Source organism: Micromonospora matsumotoense, assembly GCF_900091525.1.
Classification (GTDB): Bacteria; Actinomycetota; Actinomycetes; order Mycobacteriales; family Micromonosporaceae; genus Micromonospora; species Micromonospora matsumotoensis.
Map to the genome: position 1 here is coordinate 29,806 of NZ_FMCU01000014.1, position 18,488 is coordinate 48,293.

Below are 18,488 nucleotides of genomic sequence, written 5' to 3' on the forward strand. Positions count from 1 at the left end.
CCGTGCTCTTCCTCCGCGCCGGGCTTGGCGTGTTCGCCGGACTCTTCGCCCGCGCCGGGCTTGCCGTGCTCTTCCTCCGCGCCGGGCTTGGCGTGCTCGCCGGGCTTGCCGTGCTCCTCGCCCTTGCCCTCCTCGCCCTTGCCGCCGTGGTCCGGGCCCTGGTCGGCGGCCATGAAGCCACCGCCCTGACCGTCGGCCGGCGGCTGTCCACCCTCGGCCGGCGGCTGCGGCTTGGGGCCGTCATCGTCGGGGCCCTTGCCGTCGGGGCCCTTGCCATGGTCTTCGCCCTTGCCGTGGTCCTCGCCCTTGCCTTCTTCGCCCTTGCCGTGGTCCTCGCCCTTGCCTTCTTCGCCCTTGCCGTGGTCCTCGCCCCGGCCCTCGGCGGGCTTGAGCTTGACCTTGCCGGTGACCTTGGACCAGACGAAGGCGTGTTCCTGCGGTTCCGGGCAGATGGCGATGAGCTTGACCTCTTCGCCGGGCTTGACGACGTGCGGCTTGGCGATGACCTTGCCGTCCCGGCTCTCGCCGTCGTGGTGACCATCCGCGAACGCGATCCCCGGCGTGAACACCAGAAGGGACGCGCCACCGAGAGCGGCACCCGCGACAACCTTCCCGAGCATCTTGTTAGCCATGACCTGCGTCACTCCATCCCCTGTTGTCCTGAGCCCGACGACAGTCGAGCTATGACCGACGTTAGACGGTTTCATGACTTATTCGGGGAAAGATTCGTGTTTTCGGCTTTACCGATCATCCGGGGCTTAAGAGAGCTAGAGCGCTTGTGTCGGCATTGCCGCCTCGACGCGCGGTTGGAGTGCTGCCGGCCGAGCTGGGCGGGGATAGGCTCGTCAGGGCCTGAGTGTCGGTCCGGGCGTTGCGGCCAGGTTGCCGCGAGGTATCGAGCCATTGCCATGGAAGCGCTCCCATGCAAGAATCGCTGCACGCGGTTCGGGGAGCCACACCGCGCACGGCAGATGTCGAGGGCAACCGGTGCACCGGGCGACGTCGCCGCCGATCGGTCCCACGGGGCCGGTGCAGCTCACCACCACCACGCCCGTCCTCCGGGTCGGGCACCCCCCGAGATGTCCCGTTGGCGCCGGGGTCGTCCGTACCCCAGGACGCTCACGCGCCACTTGCCGGTCCCCACGCGGTGCCGGTCTCGCCCAAGGAGTGCAAAAGGCATGAATCTGTGGAGAAGTCTGTCCGCCCGACGCCGGGCGTTCGCCATCACCGGGGCGAGCGTGCTGGTCGCGGGCGGGCTCGTGACCATCCCGGTCACCGCGGCGCAGGCCGCCACCCAGTGCAGCATCGACTACACCACCAACGACTGGTCCAGTGGCTTCACCGGGAGCATCACCATCCGGAACGTCGGTGACCCGATCAGCTCCTGGAACCTCGGCTTCACCTTCCCCAACAGCAGCCAGCGAGTGGTGCAGGGCTGGTCGGCCAAGTGGTCGCAGAGCGGTCAGAACGTGACCGTCACCAACGAGTCGTACAACGGCTCGCTCGCTAGTGGGGGCAGCGCCACCATCGGCTTCAACGGCTCGTGGAGCGGCAGCAACCCGAAGCCGACCTCGTTCACGCTGAACGGGGTGGTCTGCAACGGTGGCGTCACGCCCACCACGCCTCCGCCGACCACGCCTCCGCCGACGACCCCGCCGCCGACCACGCCTCCGCCCACCACCCCGCCGCCCACCACGCCTCCGCCCACCACGCCTCCTCCGGGGCAGAAGGTGGACAACCCGTACGTCGGGGTCAAGGGCTACGTGAACCCGGAGTGGAAGGCCAAGGCGGACGCCGAGGCTGGTGGCAGCCGGGTCTCCAACAACCCGACCGCCGTGTGGCTGGACCGGATCGCCGCGATCAACGGCACCACCGACAGCAGCTCCAACGGTGCGATGGGCGTCAAGGACCACCTGGACGCCGCGCTCGCCCAGGGTGCCGGCTACATCCAGTTCGTGATCTACAACCTGCCCGGCCGGGACTGCTCGGCGCTCGCCTCCAACGGTGAGCTGGCGGCCGACGAACTGCCGCGCTACAAGGCGGAGTACATCGACCCGATCGCCGCGATCCAGAGCAACCCGAAGTACGCCAGCCTGCGGATCATCAACATCATCGAGATCGACTCGCTGCCGAACCTGGTCACCAACACCTCCGGCAACGCCGGTGGCACCGTGCAGTGTGACGTGGTGAAGGCCAACGGCGCGTACGTCAACGGCGTGGGCTACGCCCTGTCCAAGCTGGGCCCGATCGGCAGCGTCTACAACTACATCGACGCCGGCCACCACGGCTGGCTGGGTTGGGACACCAACTTCGGCCCGACCGCCGACGTCCTGAAGACCGCTGCTGTCGCTTCCGGCAGCAACGTGAACTACGTGCACGGCTTCATCACCAACACGGCGAACTACTCCGCCCTGAAGGAGCCGTACATCAAGATCACCGACTCGGTGAACGGCCAGACCGTCCGCCAGTCCAAGTGGATCGACTGGAACTTCTACGTCGACGAGCTGACCTTCGCCCAGGCGTTCCGCACCAAGCTGGTCTCGGTTGGCTTCAACAGCAACATCGGCATGCTGATCGACACCTCCCGTAACGGCTGGGGCGGCACCGCCCGGCCCACCGGCCCGGGTGCGTCGACCAGCGTCGACACCTACGTCAACGGTGGTCGTGTCGACCGTCGCTTCCACGCCGGCAACTGGTGCAACCAGGTCGGTGCCGGTCTCGGCGAGCGGCCGAAGGCCAACCCCGAGCCGGGCATCGACGCCTACGTCTGGGTGAAGCCCCCGGGTGAGTCCGACGGCTCCAGCTCCCTCATCCCGAACAACGAGGGCAAGGGCTTCGACCGGATGTGCGACCCGACCTACACCGGTAACGCCCGCAACGGCAACAGCATGAGCGGTGCCCTGCCGAACGCGCCGATCTCCGGCGCCTGGTTCTCCGCCCAGTTCCAGGAGCTCATGAAGAACGCCTACCCGGCGCTCTGACGAACCAGCCCGCCGCGGCTGGAGTGAGGCACTGACGCGGCGGGCGCACCCGGGCCCCCGGTCCGACCGAAAGGTCGGGCCGGGGGCCCACCCGTGTCCCCGGGCCCGTGCTCACGGCCGCTCGGGCAGGAGCGCAGGGCGCAAATGCGCAACGCGCAGGGCCAGGGCTCAGAGCAGCAGAGCAGCAGGGCTCAGAGCGCAGCAGGGCTCAGAGCGCAGCAGGGCTCAGAGCGCAGCAGGGCTCAGAGCGCAGCAGGGCTCAGAGCGCAGCAGGGCTCAGGGAACGGTGCGCTCCACCGCGGCCCGGCCCAGCTCGGCCAGGTCCCGGCGGGCCCGCTCCAGGTTCGCCGGGGTCAGGTCCTGCCCGCGCGCCATGACCAGGTCCTCCGGCTCCCAGGGCTGCTCGGCCCCGGTCCGGATGTTGTCCCCACCGGCTCCGGTGCCGGTCCCGGTGGCTCCGGTGCCGGCCCCGTACGGGTCACCGATCAGCTCCTCGGTCTGGCCACCGGTGGCCGACCGCCCGGCCGGCTCGACGAACGACGGGTTGGCCGGGTCGGTGCCACCGGCCCGGGCCAACTGCGGCACGGTGGTGTCGTCGGCCACCGCGTCGGCCACCTCCGGGCGCTCCTCCAACGGTCGGTTCCGGTCACGATCGGTCATGGCGCCGCCCTCCTGTCCCCAGACGCGTTCCCACGCCCCGGGTACCCCGTCCGGGCGACGCCATGCCGGGAGCCGTCAGACCTCCCGGGCCTCCTCGGTGGTGGGCGGCACCACCGGACGCAGCCACTGCCAGGCCAGCATGAACAGCCCGAACAGCAGCATCGCCAGCCCGGCCCACAGGTTGATCCGGACGCCCTGCGCCTTGTCGATCTCGGCAGCCGAGTCGAAGAGACCGACCAGCCCGACGATCACCCCGTACGCGACGAAGAGGCCAGCCACCGATCACCCGACGGATGTCGAGCAGCCGGGCGGCGGCGGACCGCCCTTTCATGCTGCCCGTCCGGGTCCCATCGGCGGTGATCCGACGACGCCCCGGCGGGAGTGGCTCCGGCCGGGGCGTCGAGTGGTGCAGCGGTGGTCGTCGGATCTGGTGCGGGTTGTCGGGTGGCCGGTCAGCGGCGGCACCCCGGACCGGGACCGGGGTGCCGGTCCGGTGCCGCGCGGCGGTGGCCGGCCACCCGGTGCCGGCTCAGCGACCCAGCACCCGGTCCAGGAAGTCGCGGTACTGGCGGACCGCCACCCGGAGCTGCTCGGTGTCGGCCTCACCGGCACCCTGCCAGCCGCCCAGCTTCTCCTTCTGCGCGGCGAGCGCCTCGGACAGGGCCCGGATCGCCTCCTCGACGAGTGACTGCGCCTCACCGACGGCGGCCCGGGGATCGTCGACGAACCGCAGCTGGACGTCACGCCACCGGTCCCGGAAGCCCTGCGCGGCGTCCGCCTCGAACAGGCTGGCGGCGTCGCTGGGCACGTTTCCGGCGGCCGGTCGACCGGCGTCCGCCGCAGCCACCGCGCCGGCCGCTCCGCCGGCTGCCGCCGTCGCGATGCCGCCGCCGGCCGTGGTGTCCGGGTCGACGGTGGTGTCCGGGCCGGTCGCGATGCCGTCGTCGGCGGTGGTGTCCGGGCCGGTCGTGGCGTCCGGATCGGTGGTGCTCTCCGGCAGGTCGGTGTCCTGCGTGGTGGGGTGCGGGTCGGTGGCCCCGGACGACCAGCGGTCCCGGTCGTGCAGCCGGTCCGCCGCGGTCGGGTCGGCCCGCTCGTCGTCGAACGGCCCGGTCTGCCCCGGCGCCCCGTCGCCGGGCGCGACGGTGTCCTCGTCCCGGGCGTCCCGCTCGTCCTGCGGTCGCCCGCCGGCCAGGGCCGACGCGGCCACCGCGTCGCCCACGCTGGTCGCCCCGAAGGCGGTCGGCAGGGGAGCCGGCTCGTGGAACTCCGGCCGACGGTCACCGTCGTGGTCGGCCACGCCGTCCCGGTCGGCCACGCCGTCCCGGTCGGCCACGCCGTCCCGGTCGGCCGCGTCGTCGCGGTCGGCGTCGTCCAGCGGGTACGGACGGGTGCTGTGCGGGTCGTCGGCGGCCGTCGGCTCGTCGAAGGTGCCCCGGTCGTCGAGGGCGTCCTCCGGCGTCCCGGCGTGCCGGTCCCTGCCGTGCCGGCCGGCGGTGTCGGTGTCGGTGTCGGTGTCCAGAGCGTCCGGGCGCGGCACCGCCACCGGAGTGGACCGGACGACCTCCGGGTGGTCGTTGTTGAGCTGCTGCTCGTCCTGGCGCATGGTGGGGTTCTCCTCAGCGGGTGGTGGCGTCCTGCGGGCTGTCCGGGTGCTGCTGCTCCGCCAGGCGGTGCCCGACCGGTTCCTCGCCGAGCAGGTCGGCGAAGAGGGCCCGGTAGTGGACGACGGCCTGGCGGAGGTCCTCGGTGCCGGCCTCACCGCGCTCGTTGCGCAGCCGGATCTCGTGCGCCTCCCGGTAGTGGGTCAGGGTGCGGGCGTGCTCGACGGAGAGGTGGGCGACCTGCTCGGTGAACTCCCCGGTCGGGTAGCCCCGGTCGGCGATCAGCCGGCTGACCAGTTCGTCGGCGTCGCCTACGGTCTCGGCCGGCGAGTCGACGAAGCGGACCTGGAGCTCCTCCCAGGCGGCGGCGTAACGGGCCCGGTCCTGCGGGCTGAGCGGGGTGAGTTCCAGCTCCGCGTGCCGGCGCTCCCGTTCGCGCAGTTCGCGCTCGGCGGCGCCGCGGCTGTCCTGCTCCGCGACCACCCGGTCGTACTCCGGGCCGAACCGGGACCTGAGGGCACGCCGGCGGTTGGCCACCACGGCCACGGCGACCAGCGCCGCCACCACCAGTACGACGAGAACCAGTAGGACTATCTGCGTGGGCGACATGGCTCCTCCTTCGCCCTGCGGTATTCCCTCCCCGCACTGATCACCAATCCCGATCCGGCGAATTTCCTCCGCCGGAGCCGGACGGGATAGTGACGAAACGGTCACGTCGTCCGCGCGGGATCAATCGGGGCGGTAGCGCCGCGCACGTTTTTCCGCCGGTTCCCGGTGCCGGCCGATGGGTCGCCGGGTGCTGCGCCGGGTGTCGTCGATGCCTGATCAACCCGGTTGCGGGCCGATCCGCCGGAGCGCATCGGCCAATTCGGGGGCGACGACGCAGTGGTGACGCCGGGAGACGCACGGTAGTGCTGAGCGTCAGGATTACGTATTCTGCCCAAGGTGCCGCGCCGGTGCCCGGCGCCGATGCCGGAACCGCCCGGCCGGTGCCGGCGTCACCGCCGACACTCCCGCCCGGGCGAGGACTCATGGACACCCGCGACTGGCCGATCCGCGCCAAGCTGACCGCCCTGGTCGTCACCCCCGTGGCCGCCCTGCTGGCGCTCTGGATCTTCGCCACGACGCTGACCTTCGGGCCGGCTCTCGACCTGCTCGCCGCCCGGACCCTGCTGTCGGACTTCGGCCGGCCCGGCGAACGGGTGGTGGCCGAGCTGCAACGGGAACGTCGGGCCTCGGTGATCCATCTGGCCGGCACCGAGACCCTGCCCGCCCTGGCCGTACAGCGGCGACGCACCGACGAGGCGATCGTCGAACTGCGGCGGTTGATGGCCGGGCAGCAACTGCGGGATGCCGCCGGCGACCTGCTCGACGCCCGGCTGGACGCGCTCGGCGCCGCCCTGGAGGCGCTGCCGGCCGGTCGGGGGTTCATCGACCGGCGGCAGGTCGACCGGGCCGGCGCGATCGGGCTCTACAGCGGCATGATCTCCTCGGCGTTCCAGGCGTTCGCCGCGACGGCGGCGCTGCCCGACGCGGAGCTGAACCGGCAGGCACTCGCCCTGACCGCGCTCGGTCGTTCCCGCGAGCTGCTCGGCCAGACCGACGCGGTGCTGGCCGGTGCGTTCGTCACCGGCCGGTTCACCGAGGGCGAGCACCTACGCCTGGTGCAGACCATCGCCAACGAGCGGTTCGTCGCCGAGTCGTCCGTGGCGGACCTGCCGGCCGCCGACCGGGCCGCCTACCAGCGGCTGATGGAGGGGGAGGCGTTCGTCCGGCTGCGCACCATGCAGGAGCAGCTGCTGACCGCCGGGCCGGCCGCCGTCCCGCCGGTCGACGCCCGGACCTGGCAGGCCAGTCAGGAAGCGGTCCAGCAGGAGCTACGCGACTTCGAGCTGAGCCAGGCCGACGGGCTGGCCGAACGTTCCGTGCCGGTCGCCGTCAAGATCCTGGTCCGGCTCGGTGTGGCCGGGGTGCTGGGGCTCGTGGCGATCGTGGCGTCGCTGCTGGTCGCCGTCCGGGTCGGCCGGACGCTGGCCCGCCGGTTGTCCGCCGTACGCAGCGCCGCGCTGGAGCTGGCCGAGCACCGGCTGCCCGACGTGGTCGCCCGGTTGCGCCGGGGCGAGCCGGTCGACGTGGCCCGGGAGGCTCCACCGCTGTCCTACGGCGCAGACGAGATCGGCGACGTCGGCCGGGCGTTCACCGAGGTCAGCAGGGTGGCGGTCCGGTCGGCGATCGACGAGGTGACGCTGCGGCGGGGGTTGAACGAGGTCTTCCTCAACCTCGCCCGGCGCAGCCAGGGGTTGGTGCACCGGCAACTCGCCGTGCTCGACCGGATGGAGCGCCGCGCCGAGGACCCGGACGAGCTGGCCGAGCTGTTCCGCGTCGACCACCTGGCGACCCGGCTGCGCCGGCACGCCGAGGACCTGGTCATTCTGGCCGGGGCGGCACCGGGGCGGGGCTGGCGACAGCCGGTCGCCCTGCTGGACGTGCTGCGCGGCGCGATCTCCGAGGTCGAGGCGTACGACCGGGTGGACATCGGTCGGGTCGGGCCGGCCGGCCTGCTCGGTCGGGCCGTCGCCGACGTCATCCACCTGCTCGCCGAGCTGATCGAGAACGCCACCGCGTTCTCCCCGCCCGAGCGACGGGTCGAGGTGACCGGGACGCCGGTCGTCGACGGCTACCTCGTCGAGATCACCGACCACGGGCTCGGGATGTCCCCCCAGGCGATCGAGGACGCCAACCGCAGGCTGGCGACCCCGCCGGAGTTCGATCCGGCCGACAGTGCCCGACTCGGCCTGTTCGTGGTGTCCCGGCTGGCCGCCCGGCACGACGTCCGGGTCACCCTGCGGGCCGGAACCCCGGTCGGGCTCACCGCGCTGGTGCGCGTCCCCGCCGACCTGATCACCGAGGAACCGCCGATCGTGCCGCCGGCCCGGGACCGTCCGGCGGCGTCGGTGTCCCGGCTGACCACCCTGCCCCGACCGCGGACCGTCCGGACCACCCGGGAACGGCCGGAACAGACGGTGCCGCCGTTCGCTCCGGCCCGTACCTCGTCGGTGGAGGCTGCCTCCGACGGCGACGGCCTGCCCCGCCGGGTCCGCCGCCGGGGGCCGGTCGCCCACCCGCACCCCCCGGCCGGCCAGGACGCGCCCGCCGCACGCTCGCCCGAGGAGGTACGCCGGCAGATGTCGGCTCTCCAGGCCGGTACCGCCCGGGGACGCCTGGACAGCAGCGGTGTCCACCCGGTGTCGCCGCCCCGCCCCGACCGTCGGCGACGAGCCGGGACGGCCCGACGGTGTCGGTGCGCCACCGTCGTCGGCCGGCCCGGCGGCGACGCCCGATTCGACCGCGACTGAGAGGGACGCCTAGTGGTGCACACGACAAGGCAGAACGCCGATCTCGGCTGGTTGCTCGACGAGCTGGTGGAGCGGGTGCCGGCGGCCCGGCAGGCGGTGATCCTCTCCGCCGACGGCCTGTTGCTCGGCGCCTCCGCCGAGCTGGACCGCTCCGACGCCGAGCACCTCTGCGCGCTGGCGTCGGGCTTCTCCAGCCTGGCGAAGGGTGCCAGCCGGCAACTGGCCGCCGGTGGCGTCCGGCAGACCGTGGTGGAGATGGAGGACGCCTACCTCTTCGTGACCGCCGCCGGGCAGGGCGCCTGTCTGGCGGTGGCCTGCGCGGCGGACGCGGACATCGGGCTGGTGGCGTACGAGATGGCGATGCTGGTCGTCCGGGTCGGCGAGAACCTGACCGCGCCGGCCCGGGCGGCGGCGGGGATCGCCGATGCGGGCTGAGCAGCCGGGTCACCAGCACGAGTGGTTGGACGGCGCGGCCGGGCCGGTCGTGCGTCCGTACACCCTCACCGGCGGTCGGGTGCGGCCCGCCGTCGGTGGCTTCGACCTGGTGGCCTTCGTGTTGGCTGCGGCGGGCGTCGACCCGTACGGCCAGCCGGGGCTCCAACCCGAGCACCGTCGGTTGGTGGAGTACGCCCGGCAACCGGTGGCGATCGTGGATCTCGCTGCCGACCTGGATCTCGCCCTCGGGGTGGTCCAGGTCCTCCTCGGTGACCTGCTCGCCCGTGGGCTGGTCACCGTGCACGAACCGCCGGCCGCCGCCGGCCTTCCCGACAACGACATTCTCAAGGCGGTGGTCAGTGGACTACGTGCGCTCTGAGCGCGACCCCTCACCGGCCCGGTTGCCCCTGGCCCTCAAGATCCTCATTGCCGGTGGTTTCGGTGCCGGCAAGACGACGCTGGTGAGCGCGCTCAGTGAGGTCCGGCCGTTGCAGACCGAGGAGGTGTTGACCGACGCCGGCGTCGGCACCGACGACCTCTCCGGGGTGGAGGGCAAGTCGACCACCACGGTGGCGATGGACTTCGGTCGGATCACCATCACCGACGATCTCCAGGTCTATCTGTTCGGCACCCCCGGGCAGGACCGGTTCTGGTTCCTCTGGGACGAGCTGGCCTTCGGCGCGCTCGGCGCGGTGGTGCTGGCCGACACCCGCCGACTGCCCGACTGCTTCCCGTCGATCGACTACTTCGAGCAGCGCGGCATCCCGTTCGTGGTGGGGGTCAACTGCTTCGAGGACACCCGTCGGTTCGGTGCCGACGCGGTGCGGCAGGCGCTGGACATCGAGCCGGAGGTGCCCGTGGTGCTCTGTGACGCGCGGGACCGGCAGTCCGGCAAGCTGGTGCTGATCTCGCTGGTCGAGCACGTGGCCCGGCAGCGTGGGGAACCGGTGCCGGTGGGCTGACCGGCCCGGTCGGCCCGGCGACCACATGGTGGTCGACCTGGCACCCGGGTCACCCGCGTCGGGGTGAGGAGAACCGGGAAATCAGGGGTGACAGCCGGTGATTCCGGGAAGCCTGGAGATCGACGGCAGGATTCGGCGGAGGGTGGTTCGGTGACGGGCACGATCGTCCACATCGGCGGTTACACGGCACAGACGGGTGGGCGCGGGGAGGGCATCGTCGCCGCCCGGCGTGACCCGGAGTCGGGGCAGTTGACCCTGCTCGGCACGGTCGCGGCGACCCCGGCGCCGTCCTTCCTCGTCCGCCACCCCTCCCGACCGGTGCTCTATGCGGTCAACGAGTTGCCCGAGGGGCAGGTCAGCGCCTTCGATGTCGCCCCGGACGGCGGGCTGGCCCCGCTGGGGGTGTGGTCGACCGGGGGTGCCGAGCCGGCACACCTGGCGGTCGCCCCCGACGGCGGGCACCTCTTCGTCGCCAACTACGGCGGGGGCAGCGTCGCCGTCCTGCCGCTGGACGAGCGGGGGGTGCCCGGGGAGCGTACCGACCTGGTGGTCCACCAGGGGCACGGCCCGGACCCGGAGCGTCAGGAGCAGGCGCACTGTCACATGGTGTCACCCGATCCGGGCACCGGCCCGCTGCTCGCCATCGACCTGGGCACCGACTCGATCTACCGGTACGACCTGGACGCCGCGTCGGGCCGGCTGACGCCGCGCGCCCCCCGGGTGCGGACGGTCCCCGGCACCGGTCCCCGGCATCTGGCCCGGCACCCCGACGGGCGGCGCTGCTGGCTCGCCGGCGAGCTGGACGCGACGGTGACCGCCTACGAGGTGACCGCCGAGGGGGTCCTGCACCAGCGGGGTCGGGTGGACGCCAGCGCGCGGGCCGGCCACGTCCAACCGTCGGAGATCACCGTCGGGCCGGACGGCCGGTTCCTCTACGTGGGCAATCGCGGGGTGGGCACGGTGGCGGTCTTCGCCCTCGACGGGGACCTGCCCCGGCTGGTCGAGGAGGTGGACACCGGTGGGGAGTGGCCCCGGCACTTCGCGTTGAGTGGGCGGCACCTCTATGTGGCCGACGAACGGGCCGACATGATTCGGGTGTTTTGGGTCGACCCCGACTCGGGCGTGCCGTCGCCGGTGGGCGAGCCGGTGCCCACCCCCAGCCCGACCTGCGTGCTGCCCTGACGAAACCCCGGTTATCCAGGGTGGACCAGCGCCACGTCACGAGACGACCCGATTACGCAGAGTGCGAAAATAGTGATCAACTGTTTCTCCTGCGTAACTTTCGTCCGAACGGTTGTGGCAGTAAGCGCACGAGATACGCAAGATGGTCAGCGTGTCAGGCCGCCATCGCATGCGTTCAAGTATCCGTGGAGCGGGCGCCGCCGCAGCGGCGACCGCGCTCGTCGTCGTGGTCGGCGGCTCCTGGGTCGGTTACCAGCAGCTGGCCGGCTCGTCCTGCTCAGGGGAGATCCAACTCGGCGTGGCCGCCGCGCCCGAGGTCGCGCCGGCCGTCGAGGCGGCGGCGACCCAGTGGGTGGCCGACGGCGCGGCGGTCGGTGGCACCTGCATCAAGGTGAACGTCACCGCCTCCGAGCCGGTGGAGGTGGCCGCCGCAGTGGCCAGCAAGCACGGGGCGAGCCTCGCCGGGGTGGGGCAGGCGAGCGGCACCGCGGTCACCCCCGACGTCTGGATCCCGGACTCGTCGACCTGGCTGTTGCGCCTCAAGAGCGGGGGCGCCACCGCGTTCGCGCCCGGCAACGGCGCCTCGATCGCCCGCAGCCCGGTCGTGGTGGCCATGCCGCAGCCGGTGGCCGCCACCAAGTTCGGCTGGCCGGACAAGAAGCTCACCTGGAACGACATGCTGCGCGCCGTACGCAGCGACAAGCCCTTGCGGGCCGGCATCGTGGAGCCGACCCAGGACGCCGCCGGGCTCTCCGGCCTGCTCTCCCTGACCGCGGCGGCCAGCGGTGGGGGCGGCGACGCCCAGCAGGCGACCACGGCCGCCCTACGGGCACTGGCCACCGGTCGCTCGGCGCTGCGGCAGGACCTGCTGGCCCGGTTCCCGCGCTCCAACGACCCGACGTCCATCGCCAGCGCGCTCGGGGCTGCCGCGCTCTCCGAGGAAGACGTCATCGCGTACAACAACACCAAGCCGCCGATTCCGCTGGCCGCGCTCTATCTGGAGCCGTCGCCGATGCCGCTGGACTACCCGTACGCGGTGCTCCCCGGGATCGACCAGACCAAGGCGTCGGCCGCGAAGGTGCTCTTCGAACTGCTCACCACGCAGGGCTTCAAGAACCGGCTGGCCGTCCAGTCGCTGCGTGCCCCGGACGGCAACTGGGGTGACGGCTTCAAGGCGCCGCAGGGCGCGCCGAGCCCGGCCGGTGGTGGCACGGCGGTGCCGCCGGCCGGTGGGACCGCCGCGGGCGGCCTGGACCCGGTGGCCATAGACCGTGCGGTCTCCGGTTGGTCGATCGCCACCCAGTCGGGACGGATGCTCTGCGTCATCGACGTCTCCGGCTCGATGAAGGCCCCCGTCCCGTCGGCCAACAACGCCAGCCGGGAACAGGTGACCGTGGCGGCGGCCAGCCGGGGCCTGAACCTCTTCGACGACTCCTGGTCGATCGGGCTGTGGACGTTCTCCACCGAGCTGGTCGGCTCCCGGGACTGGCGGGAGATCGAGCCGATCAACCCGCTCTCCGGCAACCGGGGCAAGCTGGAGCAGGGGCTCGCCGGCATCCGCCCGTCCAGCGGCGACACCGGCCTGTACGACACCATGCTGGCGGCGTACAAGACGGTCCAGGACGGTTGGGAACCCGGCCGGGTCAACTCGGTGGTGCTCTTCACCGACGGTAAGAACGAGGACAAGAACGGCATTTCCCAGAGCGCGCTGATCAACCGGCTCAAGCAGCTCAACGACCCGGAGCGTCCGGTGCAGGTGGTCGTCATCGGCATCGGCAGCGAGGTCTCCAAGACCGAACTCCAGTCGATCACCAACGTCACGGGTGGTGGGGCGTTCGTCACCGAGGACCCCTCCAAGATCGGTGACATCTTCCTGAAGGCCATCGCGTTGCGTCCGAATGCACCGCGTTGAGCCCTCGCACAGTGCTAAAGGGTCGGTGCGCCGGGTGAGAATCGGTGCGGTGGTGGGGTTTGTCCCCCTCAGCGGCGAAGGAAAGCTGACAGTAATGCGTCCGAAGCAATAGGTGAGCATCATTGTGGGGCAGGATGTCGGGAGTGCTCCGACCGGATCACCTCTCCAGAGGTGAGCATCAGGCTCGGAGCCGACCAGTGTGATGTGGGGGAGGCTGGGTGACCTCGGCGACGCTGTCCACGCCCGTCCGTACCCCGCCGTCGGCGCTCGATGGCCGGTCGGCGGGTACTCGATCCAAGACCAACCAGCGGGGCTACGTCCGCATGCTGGTGGTGCTGGACACCGCCGTGTTGTCGCTGGCGGTCCTCGCCGGCTACGCCACCCGCTTCGGCGACGCGGTGCCGCGCGGCTCCGAGATCCCGTACGTGGTGGTGGCACCGGCCCTGGTGCTGGTCTGGTTGGTCTCGCTCAAGGCGCTGCGCTGTTACGACGACCGGGTGCTCGGCTACGGCGCGGACGAGTACCGGCGGGTCAGCGGGGCCAGCCTGCGCCTGGCCGGCGGTGTCGCGATCGCCGGCTACATCTTCGACGTCGGGGTCTCCCGGGGGTTCCTCGGCATCTCCTTCGCCGTCGGCACGGTGGGGCTGGTGGCCACCCGGTTCGCCGCCCGCAAGGCGCTGCACCGGGCCCGCTGCCGGGGCGACGGCTGGTCCCGTCGGGTCCTGGTCGTGGGGGACACCGCACACGTGCTGGAGTTGGTGCACACCCTGCGCCGGGAGCCGTACGCCGGCTATCACGTGGTCGGCGCGTGCATCCCCGACGCGCTGCTCGCCCCGGTGCCGCAGCGGCTCAGCGACGTGCCCGTGGTGGGCTCCCTGCGGGGCATCCCGGAGGCGGCCGGGGCGATCGGCGCGGACACCGTGGCGGTCACCGCGTCCGGCGAGTTGACCGCGACCCGGCTGCGCCGGCTGGGCTGGCAGCTGGAGGGCACCGGGATCGACCTGGTCGTCGCCCCGGCGCTCACCGACGTGGCCGGCCCGCGCATCCACACCCGGCCGGTGGCCGGGCTGCCGCTGATCCACGTCGAGGCACCCGAGTTCCGGGGGGCCCGCAAGCTGGTCAAGGAGCTCGTCGACCGGTCGGCCGCGGCGGTGGCGCTGCTGCTGCTCCTGCCGCTGGTGGCGCTGATCGCGCTGGCCGTCAAGCTGGACAGCCGGGGCCCGGTGCTGTTCCGGCAGACCCGGGTCGGGCAGGGCGGCCAGGAGTTCGGGGTGCTGAAGTTCCGCACCATGGTGGTCAACGCCGACGCGCTCCTCGCCGAGCTGGTGGCCCGCAACGAGACCAACGGGCTGATGTTCAAGATGCGGGACGACCCGAGGGTCACCCGGATCGGCCGGCTGCTGCGCAAGTGGTCGCTCGACGAGCTGCCCCAACTGGTCAACGTGCTGTTCGGCCAGATGAGCCTGGTCGGTCCCCGCCCACCGCTGCCCTCGGAGGTGGCCCGCTACGACGGCGACGTGGCCCGTCGCCTGCTGGTCAAGCCGGGCATGACCGGCCTCTGGCAGGTCAGTGGCCGGTCCGACCTGAGCTGGGAGGACGGCATCCGGCTGGACCTCTACTACGTGGAGAACTGGTCGCTGGCCGCCGATCTGACCATCCTGTGGAAGACCTTCGGCGCGGTGCTGCGCGGGCGCGGGGCCTACTGACCCCGGCCCCCGCCCCGCACCTGCACCTGCACCTGCACCTGCACCGTCCCCGCCGGGCCCCCGGTTCAGGGCTGCGGACCGGTCCAGTCCAGGCAGACGACCACCGCGTCGTCGATCAGCTCACCGGCGACGAAGGCGCGCAGGTCGCCGATGAGCGAACGGACCGCGGCCAGGGGCGTCATCGGCCCGGTACGCCGCAGGAAGCGGTCCAGCGCCGTCTCCCCGTACCGGACGTGCTGGTCGGTCGCGTCGAGCACGCCGTCGCTGAGGACGAAGAGCCGGTCGTCGCGGCGTAGCTCGAAGCGCTGGTGCTGGTAGTCGGTGCCCTCGAACATGCCCAACGGGAACTGTTTGTCCAGTACCTGCTCGGTGACCTCGCCGTCGCGCAGCCGCATCAACCGGGGTGATCCGGCGTCCACCACGGTCAGCACGCCGGAGGCCAGGTCCAGCTCCATCACCAGGGCGGAGAGGTGCTGCTCGCCCCGGTGCAGGGCATAGATCGCCTGGTCGGCGAGGGCGACCTGGTCGGCGAGGTCCAGCCCGCCCCGGCGGGCGTTGCGCAGCGCGTGGGTGGCCAGCGCGGTGAGCATCGAGGCGGCCACCCCCTCACCCGTCCCGTTGATGGTCGACAGCCACAGCCGGTCGCCGTCGTCGGACCAGTCGAAACTGTCCCCACGCACCGCGTACGCCGGTTCGAGCTGGCCGGCGAGGCGGAACGAGGGCCGGTCCCGGCTGCGCCCCGGCAGCAGTTCCCACTGCATCTCGGCGGCCAGGGTGAGCCGGCGGGCCCGGCGGGAGGCCCGGTAGACGTCGGTGCCGGCGGTGACGGCGGCCAACTCGTGCCCCAGGGCGGTGCCGATGCGGGTCAGCTCCTCGACGGTGGCCCGGTCGTCGGGCACCGGGGCCAACCGCAGCACCCCGCGCCGCTCGCCCCGCATCCCGACGGGGAACCAGCCGACGCCCTCGGCGAGCACCGGCTGCTGATGGTCGAAGCAGTGCCAGGCCGGGTGCCCGGGGCCCGCCAACGGCTCCCCGGCACCCAGCGGCAGCAGCACCGACAACCGGTAGTCGACCTGGAACAGCTCCACGTCGGTGATCCGATAGGCCCGCACCAGCTCCCCGGCGAGCCGGTCCAGCAGCAGGTCCACCGGCGCTTCGGTCAGCACCTGCCGGGCCCGGGCCTCGGGTCCGCTCGTCATCACGCCTCCTGAGAGCGCAGATTCCCTGGTACGGGGGGTATTCTCGGGCCCACCATGGCCGAGGAAAGCGGTCCTCGCGGACCAGACGTGAGTATGGCCGCCGAGCTGGACGGTGCGACGGCGGCCCTGCTGTCTCTGTGGGAGGCAGCCCGGGAGAACACCACCAGCCGGCTGTCCAGCGCGCAGTTGCGCGCCGTCATGGTGGTCGAACGGTACGACGGAATCAATCTGCGCCGGCTCGCCGCCCTGCTGAACATGCTGCTCTCCTCGGCGAGTCGGCTCTGCGACCGGTTGGTCGCCGCCGGCATGCTGGAGCGGGAGCCGGGCCGGTCGGACCGGCGGGAGATCGCCCTGCACCTGACCCCGGAGTCAGCCCGCCTCCTCGCTGAGCTGCGCCGGGACCGCCGGCAGCGGCTCGCCGACGTGCTGGCCGGGATGAGCGGCGAGGGTCGGCAGGCGTTGCTGCGCGGTCTCGTGGAGTTCGACCGGGTGGCCCGGGCCCGGGAGGGGGAGACCCGGCCGGCGGTCGAGTTCCGGTCGGCGCCGCCCCCACCCGTCCGGCCCCGTCCGGCCCCGGACGGTCCGCCGGCGGTCCGCTCGGCCTGACCCGGGCCCGCCAGCCGGTCGGCGCGGACCGTCCGGTTCCTCGCCGGCCGCCCGGTCCGGTTCCTCCCGGGCGGGATCGTCCGGGGCCGGTCGGGTCACCCGGGGTCCGCCGCGCAGACGGCCAGCATCGCGATGTCGTCGTGGCTCTCACCGTCCAGCCACTCGTCGACGAGTTGGAGCAGCCGGTCGATCACGGCGGCCGGTGGCAGCCCGGCCATCGAGGCGAGCGCCTGCCGCAGTCGGTGCTCGCCGAACATCTCGACGGCCGTCGAGGCACCGCGCGCCTCGGTCACCCCGTCGGTGTACGCCAGCAGCAGCTCTCCCGGCGCGAGCCGGACCTCCACCTCGACGAAGGTCGCCGAGGCGAACGCCCCGATCGGCATCCCGCCCACCCGCACCGCGACGATGCTCCCGTCGGCGCGTACCACCAGGGGGGACGGGTGCCCGCCGCCGGCGATCCGGACCCGTACCCCGCCGTCGGTCCCCGGCCCGGTGGTGCCCAGCAGCAGGGTGGTGAACTGGCTGCGCCGGGCGGCGTCGGGGGAGTCGAACAGCGCCCGGTTGAGCAGTTCGACGAGTTCCCGGGGGCGCTGCTCGACCAGCCGCAGGGTCTGCAACGACTGGCGTACCCGGCCGGTGAGCACGGCCGCGCCGACCCCCTTGCCGCAGACGTCGCCGAGGGCGAACAGGGACCCGGTGGCGGTGGGGAAGACCTCGTAGAAGTCGCCGCCGATGCGCAGGCTGTCCCCGGCGGCGCGGTAACCGCCGGCGAGGGTGACACCGGGTACCGGGGGCAACGCCGGGGGAAGCAGGCTGTGCTGGAGGACCCGGGCCAGGTGGGCCTGCTCGCCGTACAGGTCGGCGGCGGCGATCGCGGACCCGGCGCGGGCGGCGAACTCCCGGACCAGTTCGATGTCGCGCGGGTCGAAGCCGGCCCGCCCGTGCCACCGGACCAGGATCAACGCGCCGGCCGGCCCGCCCACGCTGAGCATCGGGCTGATCAGCACGGTGCCGGGGCGGCCGAAGGTCTCCGGCAGCACGCCGGCCAGGTCGGTCAGCTCGGCGTCGAGCCACGGGCTGGGGTCGGTGGACTCGCCGTGCAGCGCCTCGGTGAGCCCGGGGACCGAGCCGGCGAGCTGCCAGCTGCCGACCCCGCCGACCGGGCCGGATTCGCCGTCGGCGTACCGGAGCCAGTGTGGGAGGTCCTCGCCGGGCTGCGGTGACCGGTGCACGACCACCGCGACGTCGGCCAGGTAGGGCACCGGCAGGGTGACGGTGGCCCGCAGGGTCTGCTCGCGGTGCAGGGAGAGCCCGAGCCGGCTGCCCGCCCGGGCCAGGAACGCGGTGCGGGAGCGTTCGGCGAGCAGCGCGTCGGTGCGGGTCTGTTCGTCGGTGACATCCCGGACATACCAGGCGCAGCCGCCGGCGGCGAGGGGACGGCAGACGCCCCGCAGTCGGCGGCCATGATGCTCGGCGTCGAACGTCCCGGTGCCCTCGGCGACCGCGCGGGCCAGCGCCGGCACGGTGTGTGCGGCCAGGTCGGTGCCGGGGGTCAGCTCCGGCAGGAGTTGCCCGGCCATCGCATTGGCCAGGGTGACCCGGCCGGTGCGATCGGTGGTGACCACCGCCTCGGCGAGACCGTCGAGCAACTCCCGGGCCAGCTGCGGGTCGGCCGGCAACGACCCGTCCGAGGACGGGTGGGTCGGGGTGTGCGCCACCTGTCCACCCCCGCTGACCGGGCCGGCGTGCCCGTCCCGGCGGGTGGTCGTCACCGCCGGTCGCCGGGCGCGTCGGCCTGTCGACCTCTGCGCATGCTGGGAGTGCTCTCCTCGGTAGGAAATCCTTGCCTCAGGGAAAGCGTACCGAGGCGGGTCGGCGATCGGCC

At 72.7% G+C, this 18,488-nt stretch carries 15 protein-coding genes and 1 pseudogene; 9 read left to right on the plus strand and 7 right to left on the minus strand.

What is annotated here, in order from left to right; all coding sequences use genetic code 11:
- A pseudogene (locus tag GA0070216_RS35680) lies at positions 1–632 on the minus strand (hypothetical protein); the annotation flags it as partial.
- Positions 633–1,178: 546 nt separating this feature from the next.
- On the opposite strand from GA0070216_RS35680, the gene GA0070216_RS23545 reads away from it, so the two are divergent.
- On the plus strand, positions 1,179–2,981 hold the full coding sequence (locus GA0070216_RS23545; protein WP_091250338.1) for a glycoside hydrolase family 6 protein: 1,803 nt from the start codon (positions 1,179–1,181) through the stop codon (positions 2,979–2,981).
- 276 nt (positions 2,982–3,257) lie between these two features.
- On the opposite strand, the gene GA0070216_RS23550 is transcribed toward GA0070216_RS23545, so the two are convergent.
- The 4 genes from GA0070216_RS23550 to GA0070216_RS23565 all read right to left on the minus strand — a co-directional run bounded on the left by GA0070216_RS23550 (position 3,258) and on the right by GA0070216_RS23565 (position 5,854).
- Entirely contained in the window at positions 3,258–3,641 is a 384-nt protein-coding gene (locus tag GA0070216_RS23550; RefSeq protein ID WP_091250341.1) for a hypothetical protein, read from the minus strand.
- Between the two features lie 75 nt (positions 3,642–3,716).
- Positions 3,717–3,920, minus strand: a complete 204-nt coding sequence (locus GA0070216_RS23555) for a hypothetical protein (RefSeq protein WP_245722668.1) — start codon at positions 3,918–3,920, stop codon at positions 3,717–3,719.
- Between the two features lie 250 nt (positions 3,921–4,170).
- The gene (locus GA0070216_RS36650; RefSeq protein WP_091250345.1) at positions 4,171–5,247 is read right to left on the minus strand and encodes a hypothetical protein; all 1,077 of its coding nucleotides are present in this window, start codon (positions 5,245–5,247) and stop codon (positions 4,171–4,173) included.
- 13 nt (positions 5,248–5,260) lie between these two features.
- Positions 5,261–5,854 (minus strand): hypothetical protein, encoded by a 594-nt coding sequence (locus GA0070216_RS23565; RefSeq protein ID WP_091250348.1) that lies wholly within the window; start codon positions 5,852–5,854, stop codon positions 5,261–5,263.
- Between the two features lie 422 nt (positions 5,855–6,276).
- Between GA0070216_RS23565 and GA0070216_RS23570 the strand changes: the two genes are divergently transcribed.
- From GA0070216_RS23570 to GA0070216_RS23600, 7 genes are all read left to right on the plus strand, one after another.
- A complete protein-coding gene (locus GA0070216_RS23570; RefSeq protein WP_091250353.1) occupies positions 6,277–8,601 on the plus strand; it encodes a sensor histidine kinase in 2,325 nt (774 codons plus the stop codon).
- A gap of 12 nt (positions 8,602–8,613) precedes the next feature.
- Complete coding sequence (locus tag GA0070216_RS23575) at positions 8,614–9,036, plus strand: roadblock/LC7 domain-containing protein (protein ID WP_091250357.1); 423 nt, start codon at positions 8,614–8,616, stop codon at positions 9,034–9,036.
- Positions 9,026–9,415, plus strand: coding sequence for a DUF742 domain-containing protein (locus GA0070216_RS23580; RefSeq protein WP_091250360.1), 390 nt, complete (start codon positions 9,026–9,028; stop codon positions 9,413–9,415). Before GA0070216_RS23575 ends, GA0070216_RS23580 begins: the two co-directional genes overlap by 11 nt.
- Entirely contained in the window at positions 9,396–9,998 is a 603-nt protein-coding gene (locus GA0070216_RS23585; protein ID WP_091250362.1) for a GTP-binding protein, read from the plus strand. The genes GA0070216_RS23580 and GA0070216_RS23585 overlap by 20 nt, the downstream gene beginning before the upstream one ends.
- Before the next feature lie 150 nt (positions 9,999–10,148).
- Complete coding sequence (locus tag GA0070216_RS23590; RefSeq protein WP_091250365.1) at positions 10,149–11,180, plus strand: lactonase family protein; 1,032 nt, start codon at positions 10,149–10,151, stop codon at positions 11,178–11,180.
- Between the two features lie 169 nt (positions 11,181–11,349).
- Positions 11,350–13,092 carry a substrate-binding domain-containing protein gene (locus GA0070216_RS23595; RefSeq protein ID WP_091250367.1) on the plus strand — a complete coding sequence of 581 codons (1,743 nt, stop codon included), beginning with the start codon at positions 11,350–11,352 and terminating at the stop codon, positions 13,090–13,092.
- A 218-nt stretch (positions 13,093–13,310) separates the two neighbouring features.
- On the plus strand, positions 13,311–14,798 hold the full coding sequence (locus tag GA0070216_RS23600) for a sugar transferase (protein WP_425413185.1): 1,488 nt from the start codon (positions 13,311–13,313) through the stop codon (positions 14,796–14,798).
- A 65-nt stretch (positions 14,799–14,863) separates the two neighbouring features.
- Here the strand turns inward: GA0070216_RS23600 and GA0070216_RS23605 are convergent, their stop codons facing one another.
- Entirely contained in the window at positions 14,864–15,997 is a 1,134-nt protein-coding gene (locus GA0070216_RS23605; protein WP_091250373.1) for a PP2C family protein-serine/threonine phosphatase, read from the minus strand.
- Positions 15,998–16,090: 93 nt separating this feature from the next.
- Between GA0070216_RS23605 and GA0070216_RS23610 the strand changes: the two genes are divergently transcribed.
- Positions 16,091–16,603 (plus strand): MarR family winged helix-turn-helix transcriptional regulator, encoded by a 513-nt coding sequence (locus GA0070216_RS23610; RefSeq protein ID WP_091250375.1) that lies wholly within the window; start codon positions 16,091–16,093, stop codon positions 16,601–16,603.
- Positions 16,604–16,698: 95 nt separating this feature from the next.
- On the opposite strand, the gene GA0070216_RS23615 is transcribed toward GA0070216_RS23610, so the two are convergent.
- The gene (locus tag GA0070216_RS23615; protein WP_176739102.1) at positions 16,699–18,375 is read right to left on the minus strand and encodes a SpoIIE family protein phosphatase; all 1,677 of its coding nucleotides are present in this window, start codon (positions 18,373–18,375) and stop codon (positions 16,699–16,701) included.
- Positions 18,376–18,488: the final 113 nt, after the last annotated feature.